Raw genomic sequence first — 12,301 nt, 5'->3', positions numbered from 1 at the left:
TCCCTAATTTTTCGTTTCACCCTCTCTAATTACATGACCGCTTTTTCCTCCTGATTTTTCCAAAAGAGCGATATCGGTAATTTTTATCCAGCGGTCTACAGCTTTGCTCATATCGTAAATTGTCAGTGCCGCAACACTTGCGCCGCTAATCGCTTCCATTTCTACGCCCGTTTTCCCTGTTGTTTTTACTTGACAATGAATTACGATTTGTGATTTTATCTCATCCAGCTTAAAGGTAATATTAACCGAAGTAAGCATGAGTGGATGACACATGGGAATCATTCCCGCCGTTTGTTTCGCGCCCATGATCCCGGCGACCTGAGCCACGCCCAGCACATCGCCTTTTTTTATTCCGCCGGTTTTAATCAGCTGCAACGTTTCCGGTAGCATCTGGACCACTGCCTTGGCAATGGCCATTCGCACTGTATCTTTTTTTTCACTTACATCCACCATCTTGGCATGACCGTCTTCATTAAAATGAGTAAATTCCATCATTATCCCCCAATTTGATACATTTTGCGTTCATTATCTGCCCCCCAGCCTTCGGACATATGATGTCGATTCGGTTTCTCCTGAATCGCTTTTTTGAGTAATTCCGCTAGTTTCTCGTCATTTACCTGATTTTGTAAGGCAAGTTTCAGATTGATTTCCTTTTTGCCAAACAAACAGCCCCGCAACTTCCCGTCGGCCGTCATTCGAATCCGATTACACTCACCGCAAAAGTAATGGCTCATGGGACTGATAAAACCAATGCTTCCCTTACCGCCTTGGATATTGTAGCTTTTTGCTGGCCCGCTCCCCCGTACGGTCAGTCCAGTAAGAAGCTCATAATTTCGCGTTACAATTTTTTTCACTTCATCTACCCCCATCAACCGTTCTTTTTGAAAAAAGGGCAAATCGCCAATCGGCATAAATTCAATAAACCGTACGTGCAAAGGTAGATCATAAGCCAGTTTGGCAAAATCCGAAATTTCCTGGTCGTTGATGCCCCGCATAACAACTACGTTGAGTTTTACCGGTGTCATGCCAATTTCCAGTGCTGTTTCAATCGCCGCAGTCACCTGTGATAGCTCTCCGCGCCGGGTAATATAACGGAATCGATCTTCCTGTAAACTATCCAGACTGAAATTGATCCTGGTAAGCCCGGCAGCCTTTAATTCTTTGGCCATACCAGTAAATAAAGTTCCGTTTGTCGTCATCCCAATATCTTCAATTTGTGAAATCCGGGAAATTGATTGAATCAACTTCGTAATCCCTTTCCGCACCAGCGGCTCCCCGCCAGTTAACCGAATTTTACGAATTCCCAGTTTGGCGGCAACAGCGATAACCCGGCCAATTTGCTCCAAGGATAAAATTCCCGGATGACCAATGTTTTCCACACCTTCCTCTGGCATGCAGTAGCGGCACCGCAAATTACAGCGATCCGTCACTGAAACACGTAAATAATCAATTTCTCGTCCATAATTATCTAGCATAAATATTGCTCCCTTCATTTTAATCAACATGAAAATAGGAAATGACAGGGAATACTCACTAAAATAGAGCTTTAAAAATAAAATTTTCGTACAGGAAACGTACGAAAACTTTATTTTCTAAAGCTCTCAGAAACGTCTCCTTTCCAAACAGGAGGCAATAAGATTTCTCTCATTACCCTGTGGACCTATCGGCCCAGGCCATGCTGCCTTAGAAATCGTTAGGCAGTATAACTCGGAGATTTTCATGTCTAATTTTTATGATTACCATAACTCCCGATCACCCAGACTGGTGAAGGCAGGACCAGCATAGCTGCTCCCAGACACTTTTTCATATTTATCCCACTCCGCCAGTAATATCTACCACTTTAACCTCGGCACGCTCAATAAACTTCACACAATCTTCCATAACGATTTGTTAGACAATTTTTTTATAATTTTACATTCATTCCGTCATAAGCAATATCTACCGCCGGATACAATGCAAGTTTTTCTTTCAGTTCCCTTGTCGTTACAGCTTGCGCGTAATGAATCGATAAATGCGTCAAAACCGTATGCTTCGCTGCGATTTTTTCTCCCAACGCAATAGCTTGATGGACTGACATATGGGCCCGGGGATACCAGTTATCCCCATAAAACGTAGAATCGCAAATAAGCCAGTCTGCATTTCTCACGCGCTCTTCACTGGTCGACGGCAATCCAGCCGTATCCGTAAAATAAGCGAGCTTCACATTAGGCGATTCCACTAAAATTCCAGCTGTTTCAATGCCATGCTCCGCTGGCAGTGGCGTAATCTGTAATTGCTTGATAACAGCCGTTTCGCCGAATTTCCAGGGCCGAATCTCCATCACATCGCTTAGCTGGGGAAAAGCGGCTTGAAACGATTCCACCGCACTAGGCGGCAACCGAAACAGTATACTTTTTTTTCGATTAAGCCGCACATAATACTCCAATTCTCCCAATCCGCCAAAATGATCGTAGTGCCAGTGAGTCAGCCAAACTTCATCAAAACAGGTAATATTTTGACAAATAAGCTGCTGCCTAAGATCTGGTGAAGCATCAATTAAAATCTGGTAACGGCCATCTCGAATCAATGCGCCACTACGAGTTCGGCTGATTTTAGGATTATGCCTGGCTTCGCGACATTCCGAGCAATCACAGAAAAAAGAAGGAATACCCGGACCGGCTCCCGAGCCAAGAATCGTAAAATCTCTAACTGTCTTTTCGACCATGGTCATATCACCGTCCTTCTTTCCGTCATCATGGGCATCGGTTGGCATCGCTCCCGATCCGGACAAATCTGACACTGTACGTCAAAAGGGTGGGCTAACGAGGTAAAATCACAACGAATAAAACCCTGTTTTTCGTAAAATTTTGCGGCACTGCCCTTGGCTAGTGTTGTCAGCCGATAGAATCCATTAGGACTTTTTACGGCATTGCGACAATATTGCCAAGGCCGACGCATCATTCCATTGAGCAATTTACCACCTATATTTTGATGCTGCCGCTCTGGGGTGACGGCAAATACAGCTAAGTGAAAATTCATCTTTGAGTCCAATTGACTCAACATGGCCCCGGCCAAAATAACATGGTCTTCTTTCATCACAACATGATGCTCAACAGGGCCGGCCATATCCATGTCATACTGCAAAAAAATTTCTCTTAAGGCTTGTTCTTCCTCTACTGTAGCAAATTCAATTGTTTGCGTTATGACCATCCCCCTTTTTTTGTTTTGTCAGCACCCTTATTTTTTGGGATCAGCCAAAATACCTTTTCCTGCCAGCGTTTTTGTAAAACAACGCCAAACAAAGCAATTTGCTGTTCACTTATAAATAACAAGCAAGTTTCGTGCCAATTATAAAAAATAAAGTCTGTCCTGAATCCAATGACTTAATTGCCTTTTTAAGTTGGAAAACCATCATCAATTGTATCAAATACAGTTTTATTTTGCGAAAATTTACGCTTTATTCTCATTTTGAAACTACAAACGTACTAACTGAACTTGCTACCGAATAAAAATTTAAAATAAGCTACCGGAACATTACTATTATATAGAAACACAGTTTGATTGCAATGTAAATCAATTGCAATCAAACTGTGTTAAGGGGGGCCTAAATTTATGGTTTGTTCTTCATGACGATCTCATTTTGCCCTATTTTCCAAATGGACAAACAGGATAGGTGCAATTTTTGCAATTCAGACACAGACCTCCATAACCCAAAGAAGCAAAATCCAGTTTAGTCATCCACTCACCTGCCAACACTCTGGGAAATACGAGATCAAAAATTGTAATCTTGGCATACATGCCACACCCCGGCATACCCATAATAACGGTATCGCCATGATATGCTAGCATAAACATAGCTCCAGGCAATACCGCTGTTCCATATGTAACGACTTGCGCACCCGTCGCCCGAATAGCATCCGGCGTTACATCATTAGGATCAACTGACATACCGCCAGTAGCAATAATTACATCCATCCCGCGATTTTTATACTCCGTAATCGTTGCTGCGATGCGGTCGCGGTCATCCGGTTGGAAAACAATATCAACCATTGTCGCTCCATATGACGCTACTTTTTCGGCAAAAATTGGTGCGTATCGATCCTTAATACGACCATAATATACTTCGTTACCTGTAATGATAGCGCCCACTTTCAGATTACGCAGCGGCTTCACGGAGATAATTCCAGTATATTGATTGGCAATACTTTCCACAGACAAGACCATTGTTTCGTCCACTACTAGTGGAACGACCTTAATGCCTGCCAATAAATCACCACGTTTTACTAATATATTGTCATGGCGAGTTGATACCACCGCATTTTCCACCGCATTAATAGCCGTTACTGCATGTCGATTTACTTTTAATAAGCCGTCCACTTGTGCCTGAATATTAATGCGGCCTTCCGATGGCTCTGTCATCATAACATTTTCACCGGCTACGGCCTGAGCAATACGGGCTATTGCATCGTTTTCATGTACTTGGCCTGGCAATAAATCAATAAGGAAAATTTGATCTATACCAATATTTTTCAAATACGGAATATCTTCAGCGCAGATAACATGACCTTTCTTAAATAGCTGTCCTCCATATCCTGGCATATTTTTGGCCAAATCGTGTCCCAAAACCATCCCCACTGAGTCTTCCGTATACACTTTGCGTAATGTCACCCTAATCCCTCCCATGCCATAGCATAATATATTAAAAGCCTGTTAAGACGACTGGTACGTTATCCATAACATGCTATAGTCGAGCCAGACTTTGGGTCTACCTTGCTCGTGACACACGACAAGGCAAACCATTATACGCTGAGGTTCCAATCAAGGGGTCAGATGTTTCATAATCAGCATTAGTCAAAATATTACCATTGGCTATCCATAAGCCGCCCAAACTTGGTTCAGACTCCGCCATTTCCGGATACCACCAGCCATATTCAACACTGATTACATTATCACACATTGTAGTAATTTTTACAATAAAACGGGCTTTCCCTCGTTCTGTTTCAACCCAGACTGGACAACCTTCCTCCAGACCAAACCGGGAGGCTGTTACGGCACTCATTTGTGCCCAAGGCTCAGGGTGTACGGCTCTTAATGAATCAAACTGGCGAAAACTCGACGCGTAATATGGCTGAAACCGCGCACCGGTTATTAGTTTCAACGAAAAATCTTGCTGTTCTAAAAGCGTTTTAGGCACCGGCAAAGGATGATAGCCAATTTCCGCAAGCAGTTCACTGTATAACTCTATTTTACCACTCGTTGTAGCAAACCCCATCGTTTGTCCCGTCCGTGAATCAACTTGCTCTTGCTTTTGATGATCTTCTGGCGGACAATACAATCCCGATTCGCAAAAATCATTCCAAGTAAACCCGGTCGGAGCCAATGTCGCTTCCAGACTAGCTTCAAGGCTTTCCCACGGCCATTCTTTTTCTTGTCCCAGCCGTAGACCAATTTCCCGCCAAAAATCATAGTCATTGCGGCGCTCATAATAGGGTTCAACCGCTGGTCCGCCGCCATATGCTATATTCGCTGTGCCAGCTTTTGTTTCAAAAAGGGGCCGCTCTAAAGCACCCGCGCTTGGCAACACATAATCCGCCAACATGGAAGTAGGCGTTTGGAATAATTCCAAGACGACCAGCAAATCCAGACTTTTTAATGCTTCATAAATTAGATGCGTATCCGCCTGCGTCAACAAAGGATTCGTCGCCATTACGATGAGAGACCTGACTGGATAAGGCTGCCCCGTCAGCATCGCCCGCCAGACTAAATTCGGTTGAGCAGATGTCAAATAACGCATCGGCAAACGTTTACCATGTTGAAGCGTTAGTTTCCGAATGCGCTCATAACCTGGATAGGATTGCAATAACAGTTTATTCAGTTGTTTTTGACGAGCAGCTTCTGGAAGCTGCTCGCTTAATTCCAAATCAATTTCTGGAATAAAATCGGGCATTTCGTTGATATGAGAAGCTCCAGGTACATCTACATTACCGGTAATCGCTTTTAATATTGCCAACGCGTGATGCGTTGGCACACTGTTACAGCCTATTTGATCGATGCCACGCCCGGAAAACAAGGTTGCAGGAACGCTGTGGGCATACAGGCGCGCCGCTTGCACGACCGTCTCCACTTTTACGCCGGTAATTTTTTCCACATACATAGGTGTATAAGAAGCTACGTGCTTAGCCAAGCGTTCAAAGCCATGACACCACTTATTAACAAATTCATTGTTATAGAGATGTTCAATAATAATTACATGAAGCAACCCTAATGCCAAAACACTGTCCGTACCTGGACGCACTGGCAGCCAAATAGTCGCGATTTCAGCAGTTCGCGTTCGCCGGGGATCGATGACAATTAAAGGCTTATTTGTTTTCCTGAACCGTAAAATTTCGCGCCACAACAAGGAGTTATCCGATTCTGACGGGTTCACTCCCCAAAACATCGCACAACTTGTATTCTCCGGATCCAACTCACTCTCTATCGGCCAGCCAAAGATCACCGTATTGATCCAAGTACCCGGATTCCAACATATCTGGCCAATCCCCATATTATTCGGACTGCCAAACAAATTCATAAAACGATGCAAAGGCCAATAAATGGCGTGTGGCCCACCGATGCAGGTAGCCAGCATCTCCGGACCATACTGGTTTTTAAGGAGCTGTATTTTTTCAGCAATTTCATCCAGAGCTTGCTCCCAGGTAATGCGCTGCCATTGTCCGCTGCCACGCTCGCCTACCCGCTTAAGCGGATAATTAACCCGCTTGGGATGATCGATAAATTCCGGTGCCAACCGCCACCGACGGCAACCGCGTTGGATACTTTCATCCCCGGGATATTGAGTGGGATCTGGATGAACCGCTTTTACTCTTTCGTCTTCAGTCACTGCCATTAATCCGCACTGATAACCACAAAAACGGCAATTTGTTTTAATAAATTTTTCTTCTGACATAATATTACCCTGAGCAAAAATTACTTGCTCTTCCTTTTTCCATAAATATCAGTCAATTGATAAACACAAAAAGGAACAATACGACCATCCGGTCCGGTAACAGTCATACTGCATTCCCTCAGTTTTTTCAGATCAAGATTCCTAGCATCCATAAAATTCATCATGACAATCGATAATCCCGGGCCAATTTCCGGGAACATTTTGCCAGCAATATCGGGAAATACAGAACCTTGCGGGCTATCCGGATCAAAATAAGCCACATATTCCTGGGGCGTAATCATAGACGTTAACGGTTTGATTACTCCTTGATCTTCAATAAGATACGTAGCCGCATCACACAGCGGATGCGAACACCCTAATGGCCAAAAATCATACGGTTTCACCATTCCATTGCTCTGCTCCGATAGCATAAATGCCACATCGCCTATCGACAAACGGCGTTTAGGAGCAACATCAAAACGTCCGGATCCAAAAGCGGGCTGATAAGCAATGCCCGCAATCACATCTCGATTTTTCAATGCAAAATTCAATACAGCTCCCATTTGGTCATCGTTAATACCTGATATAACTGTCATCGCAAGAACAACCTGAATGCCGACTTCCCGGCAATTCTCAATCGCCTGTAATTTTTTCGCCAATATATCTTGACCGCGAATTGTTTTGTAAACTTCCTTGGTTACCCCGTCAAATTGCAAATAAATTCCACTAATTCCAGCTTCAACTAAACGTGCTAAATATGCAGGATCTTCCGCTATCACCATGCCGTTAGTATTAACTTCAATCGCTATAAAACCGCTGCATCTTCCCAACGAAACGATTTCAGGCAAATCCTTCCGGACTGTAGGTTCGCCACCGGTCAGCTGAATACTGGTCTGCGGCCCAGTTTTCGCCAGAATATCCTTATACATCATTTCAAAAACTGTCAGCTCTGGATCCGGCGGCGACGAAGCTTGCCTTTCGCCAGCCGCCATGAAACAAACTGGACAACGCAAATTACACCGTTGGGTAGTTTCAAGTTCCACTAAAGTCGGGTGCCTGAGATGGGATGAACATAGCCCGCAATTCTGCGGGCAGCTTTGCAGCGAAGGAATTGGCTGCGCTGGCGGGATACACGGGAATAGGAAACTTTTCATCCATTGATAATGATCAACGTCCGGCCATAGATAGGCTGTGAACGCTCCATGCTCAGTACATACCTTTTTCATATAAACAGCATGGTCTTTAACAACAATTTGCGCTTCAATTACCTTGAGACAAACCGGGCAAACACTTTTCGTAGTATCCAGGATATCATTTTTCGCAGTATTTTCAGCTAATTGCATAACCTAATCTCCCAACCTAATCAATGATTCATATTCTTGTATTATTTATTCCAGGCTCTAAGGAAAGTTTCGTCACCTTTAGGCAATCTGGATCGGTACTTTTGCTCCCCAGGCAGCCAAGTCCGATCTTCGCCACCACGTATAACCAAAATACGCATGATAATACCGCCTAACAGGACCAACGCTGCACCGATTGCTTGAGTGCTTTGTGAAGATGACAATGTTAGCACTAAAGGCAGCAACGTCCCTAGTAAAAGAAAACCAATTTGAAAGATGGAAGAAAGATCACCTTTTATCCATCTTTGCGAAGCAATTGCCTCAGCCGAAGTCCCTCCGCTCCTCTTCACCAAGATATAGCCAAACCAAAGAAGCAGTTGAAAGGTCAGCAATCCTGCTGCTAATTTAGGGAAAGTTCCTAAAACATCCGTCAATGTTGACGGTGGGAGCACAAATCCACTTAAAATGTGTGCCGCAACACCAGTAACAAGGGATGAAAGCAAGAACAGGATTATCATTCCGGGGCCATTCCAGAAAGGACGACCTTTATGACGCCCCAGTAGTACTCCAGGGTAACTGGCTACTACTAAACCGCAGACCATACAAAGAACCGCAAAAATCTTGCGGGCAAACACCCAGCCGCTCCAAAAAAACATGTCAATGCCGAATGAAGCATACACAAAGCCAAACGTGATCGCAAATGACATAAACCAAGCGCCTATGGTCAGAGTGGCCTTGGGATTCATAAAAACCCGTAAGGCCTGAAATGGACGTCCTAACTCTAAAATCAGTATGGATGCCCCTATCCCAATAAATACCGGTGCAAGTAAATTACCAAGCAACGAGGTTCTTCCCGTGCCGATAAACAAATCCAAGATTCCAATAATAACAAGCATTCCGCCGCCCATTCCAGCAAGGAAGATATCGACAGCTAACAACCATCCCCAAACATCATGCTTTTGATCCATCAGAGTTTCACCTCCGATTCGCAAATATAAAACGCGTATGGCTCAGTGCCAAGTTCCCCCAATAAGCGTACTGGATGGCTACTGTTTACCAATTTGTAAACTTCACTGGTCTCATCTTCCATGTCACCAAAAATGCGAGCCTTTTGGTGACATGTCTGTACGCAATACGGCAGTTTACCGACATGAACCCGTTCCTTACAGAAGTCGCATTTTTGCACCGTTCCTTTTTCATGATTAGGAACCCGCGCACCATAAGGACAGGCCATAATACAGGCTTTACAGCTGATGCATTTTTTCTCTTCGATAAAAACAATTCCCTCCGGACTCTGTTGGGAAGCTCCTGTCGGACAAGCGTCCACGCAGGGCGGATTGCCGCAATGCATGCACAGAAGAGGCAAATTCATCATATGAACATTTGGAAAAACTCCGGTAGGACCGATCGTGGTCACGGGGTTATAAATCATTTCTAAAGGCAGGTCATTATGCACTTTACAAGCGACTGTGCATGAATGGCAACCAATACAACGCCGCGTATCTAATATCATTGCATAACGCGCCATCTTATTTCGCCTCCTTCTCGTTCGCATCCGTTACTTTATAGACTTTGCATAATAAGCCACGGTTCGCCCAAGCGCCGCTCAACGGGTCACAATCATCGTCGGCAACACTGGTCAGAACATTCGCATTGGATTCCAGATAACCACCTAATTCCGGCTCACGCATGTCTCTTTCCGGATACCACCAACCACGTTGAGTATAGACAACGCGTGGATCAATTCCTTGCGTCAAATTTGCCTTTTGCTTGATCCGACCGCGCTTGGTTTCAATCCAAACCCAATCCCCATCTTTAATAGACAATTCAGCTGCTGTTGCCGGATTGATATCCATATACGGTTCATGGCGGATAAAACGCAGTTCTTTGATTTGGAAATGCTCAGAGTGATGGAACGGCATAAATCCACCACCGGTAGTCAAGACCAATGGGTACTCCTTTGCTAAATCCGGATCATCTACTTCATTTTCTGATGGTCCTATGTACGTCGGCAGGGGCGGATAGCCTAGTTCCTCGAGAACACTAGAGTATAATTCCACTTTTTTCGAAGGAGTGGCAAACCCGATTCGCTTATATTTCTGATACTCTCGTTCAGGGAAATGGTAACGGTAGTTTTCTACGAATTCGTCGTAACTCTCAACCCCATACCCAAGAGGAGCAATTTTGCTATAATAAGCATCTTCTACCGTTTCCCATGGCCACATTTCTCCCTGTCCCAAACGGATTCCCAAGTCGCGCCAAAAATTGTAGTCATTGCGGCGTTCATACATCGGCTGGATTGCCCGTTGTGACGCCAGTAGGAAGTCGGCGCATCCGTATGAACTGGTGATTGTCGGTCTTTCAAGCGCTCCGGCTACCGGTAACACGTAATCCGAAAGCATCGCAGTTGGAGTCAGCCAGTATTCACATGTCACCAGGAATTCAACTGCTTTCAAAGCCTCTAATGTCAATTTTGATTCGCCATAAGAATTAATCGGATTCGTGGCCGAAACCAGTAAAGCCTTAACCGGATAAGGCTTTTCCGTCAAGATCGCCCTGAAGACAGATGGCGGATGAGCTTCGCACATCCATTCTGCCGTAGGAGCTTTGCCCCATACTTCTTTCGTCAGTTCAGCAATGCGGCTGTAGCCCGGCCAAGTAACCATTTTAAATTTGTCAGAGCCAATTTGTTTAGCTTTTTGCTCATCTGGCAGTTGATCATTGGCTTCCATTTCTTCGTCTGTGACAAAATCCGGACTAGGACCCGTCAAAAGATCAGAGCCTGGAGCATCCAGATTTCCGGTAATGGCGCGAATTAGGGCACGTGCTTGCATAGCCGCACCGGCAGATTTGCCAATTTGGTCAATAGAAGTTCCCCACTGAATATTACCCGGTTTATTCATCGCATACATCCGGGCACTTTCGCGGATCTGATCCGCACTCAACCAAGTTAACGGCTCAGCCCATTCCGGAGAATACTGCTCAACATGATCAGCCAGTTCGCCGAACCCAACACACCATTCATCGACAAACTCCGGATCAAACAACCCTTCATAAATAATAACATGCAACCAAGCCAATGCCAGTGCCAAATCTGACCCTGGACGCAATGGCAGCCACATATCCGCTTTAGCGGCAGTTTCAGTATAACGGGGATCAATAACGATGACTTTTAGTCCTTTTGCTTTCAAGTCCATAATATGATGTATTTCCGGCATCCCAGATGCACCCGGGTTTTGTCCCCACAAAACTAGGCAGCGGCTGTTGTCCAAATCCAAATCAAACGGACACCATCCATAAATCGCTGTTTCCACCATAAAAGTAGGAATCCAGCATAAATGCGCATTATGAAATCCATTCGGGCTACCAAACAAATTCATAAATCTTCGACGGGCCCAGTCGTCTGTACGCTGGGTTCCTCCAGCCGTAGCAACAGCTTCTGCACCAAATTCATCACGAATTTTTGAAAGTTTCTCGGCAATTTCATTTAATGCCTGCTCCCAGGAAATTTGTTGCCACTCTCCGGCGCCACGTTTGCCGACCCGTTTTAGCGGATAATTAACCCGTGCCGGATGGTCAAGATGCTTCATAGCAATATTTCCCCGACTGCACAATCCGCCTTGATTAGTAGGAAAGTCAAGATCTCCCTCGATATCAAGCACTTTGCCGTCTTTGACGTATGCCAGCACACCACAGTTCTGGTGGCAAAAGTAACAGCAGGATTTTTTTACTTGAATACCTTCTTGTTCTAAATCGATATTCTTACTCATGTTGCCTCCCTTCAGGCGTTCTCATATTACCAATTTTGTTTCCAAAGCTTAACTATTATAAACTTGCTCAAGTAATTTATCTTATCGCCCGGACAAAATTTGGTTGTTTGCGTCGCTTGAACATTAATTATGCAATAACCGTGCCAGTTTATTCACACCCATGGAAAATGGCTTACTATTGGGATTATGCTGGATTTTATTTTATTTTTTTTAGAACGATTTTCTTTCTTATCGTGTCAAAATGATACGATAACTTAAAACATTTGCCAAAAAAGCCATTATGCCGA

Annotated in this window: 10 protein-coding genes and 1 riboswitch; all 10 genes read right to left on the bottom strand. The window is 44.4% G+C overall.

All coding sequences use genetic code 11. From position 1 onward, the window contains the following. Nucleotides 1-3 precede the first annotated feature (3 nt). Entirely contained in the window at nucleotides 4-495 is a 492-nt protein-coding gene (moaC, locus tag Ga0466249_RS16830; RefSeq protein ID WP_215830645.1) for a cyclic pyranopterin monophosphate synthase MoaC, read from the bottom strand. Next, a complete protein-coding gene (gene moaA / locus Ga0466249_RS16825; RefSeq protein WP_215830644.1) occupies nucleotides 495-1,475 on the bottom strand; it encodes a GTP 3',8-cyclase MoaA in 981 nt (326 codons plus the stop codon). Before moaA ends, moaC begins: the two co-directional genes overlap by 1 nt. Nucleotides 1,476-1,595: 120 nt before the next feature. Further along, nucleotides 1,596-1,725: riboswitch (molybdenum cofactor riboswitch) on the bottom strand. Nucleotides 1,726-1,903: 178 nt separating this feature from the next. After that, on the bottom strand, nucleotides 1,904-2,752 hold the full coding sequence (locus Ga0466249_RS16820) for an MBL fold metallo-hydrolase (protein WP_215830643.1): 849 nt from the start codon (nucleotides 2,750-2,752) through the stop codon (nucleotides 1,904-1,906). Continuing rightward, complete coding sequence (locus Ga0466249_RS16815) at nucleotides 2,707-3,189, bottom strand: GNAT family N-acetyltransferase (RefSeq protein ID WP_215830642.1); 483 nt, start codon at nucleotides 3,187-3,189, stop codon at nucleotides 2,707-2,709. Before Ga0466249_RS16815 ends, Ga0466249_RS16820 begins: the two co-directional genes overlap by 46 nt. Before the next feature lie 435 nt (nucleotides 3,190-3,624). Beyond that, complete coding sequence (locus Ga0466249_RS16810; protein ID WP_215830641.1) at nucleotides 3,625-4,647, bottom strand: molybdopterin-binding protein; 1,023 nt, start codon at nucleotides 4,645-4,647, stop codon at nucleotides 3,625-3,627. 97 nt (nucleotides 4,648-4,744) lie between these two features. Further along, nucleotides 4,745-6,925, bottom strand: coding sequence for a molybdopterin-containing oxidoreductase family protein (locus Ga0466249_RS16805; protein ID WP_215830640.1), 2,181 nt, complete (start codon nucleotides 6,923-6,925; stop codon nucleotides 4,745-4,747). Between the two features lie 20 nt (nucleotides 6,926-6,945). Further along, entirely contained in the window at nucleotides 6,946-8,247 is a 1,302-nt protein-coding gene (locus Ga0466249_RS16800) for a radical SAM protein (RefSeq protein WP_215830639.1), read from the bottom strand. Between the two features lie 41 nt (nucleotides 8,248-8,288). Further along, complete coding sequence (nrfD, locus tag Ga0466249_RS16795) at nucleotides 8,289-9,212, bottom strand: NrfD/PsrC family molybdoenzyme membrane anchor subunit (RefSeq protein WP_215830638.1); 924 nt, start codon at nucleotides 9,210-9,212, stop codon at nucleotides 8,289-8,291. Next, nucleotides 9,212-9,772 (bottom strand): 4Fe-4S dicluster domain-containing protein, encoded by a 561-nt coding sequence (locus tag Ga0466249_RS16790; RefSeq protein ID WP_215830637.1) that lies wholly within the window; start codon nucleotides 9,770-9,772, stop codon nucleotides 9,212-9,214. Before Ga0466249_RS16790 ends, nrfD begins: the two co-directional genes overlap by 1 nt. A 1-nt stretch (nucleotide 9,773) precedes the next feature. After that, on the bottom strand, nucleotides 9,774-12,014 hold the full coding sequence (locus Ga0466249_RS16785) for a molybdopterin-containing oxidoreductase family protein (RefSeq protein ID WP_215830636.1): 2,241 nt from the start codon (nucleotides 12,012-12,014) through the stop codon (nucleotides 9,774-9,776). Nucleotides 12,015-12,301 lie beyond the last annotated feature (287 nt).

Source organism: Pelorhabdus rhamnosifermentans, from assembly GCF_018835585.1.
Lineage (GTDB): Bacteria > Bacillota > Negativicutes > UMGS1260 > UMGS1260 > Pelorhabdus > Pelorhabdus rhamnosifermentans.
This window is presented reverse-complemented; position numbering and strand designations above follow the sequence as displayed.

What these genes read in the sequence shown, in the direction of transcription:
- Ga0466249_RS16790 (WP_215830637.1), bottom strand. Translation starts at nt 9,772, where the DNA reads ATGGCGCGTTATGCAATGATATTAGATACGCGGCGTTGTATTGGTTGC.
- Ga0466249_RS16815 (WP_215830642.1), bottom strand. Translation starts at nt 3,189, where the DNA reads ATGGTCATAACGCAAACAATTGAATTTGCTACAGTAGAGGAAGAACAA.
- Ga0466249_RS16820 (WP_215830643.1), bottom strand. Translation starts at nt 2,752, where the DNA reads ATGCCAACCGATGCCCATGATGACGGAAAGAAGGACGGTGATATGACC.
- moaC (WP_215830645.1), bottom strand. Translation starts at nt 495, where the DNA reads ATGATGGAATTTACTCATTTTAATGAAGACGGTCATGCCAAGATGGTG.
- moaA (WP_215830644.1), bottom strand. Translation starts at nt 1,475, where the DNA reads ATGCTAGATAATTATGGACGAGAAATTGATTATTTACGTGTTTCAGTG.
- Ga0466249_RS16800 (WP_215830639.1), bottom strand. Translation starts at nt 8,247, where the DNA reads ATGCAATTAGCTGAAAATACTGCGAAAAATGATATCCTGGATACTACG.
- nrfD (WP_215830638.1), bottom strand. Translation starts at nt 9,212, where the DNA reads ATGGATCAAAAGCATGATGTTTGGGGATGGTTGTTAGCTGTCGATATC.
- Ga0466249_RS16805 (WP_215830640.1), bottom strand. Translation starts at nt 6,925, where the DNA reads ATGTCAGAAGAAAAATTTATTAAAACAAATTGCCGTTTTTGTGGTTAT.
- Ga0466249_RS16785 (WP_215830636.1), bottom strand. Translation starts at nt 12,014, where the DNA reads ATGAGTAAGAATATCGATTTAGAACAAGAAGGTATTCAAGTAAAAAAA.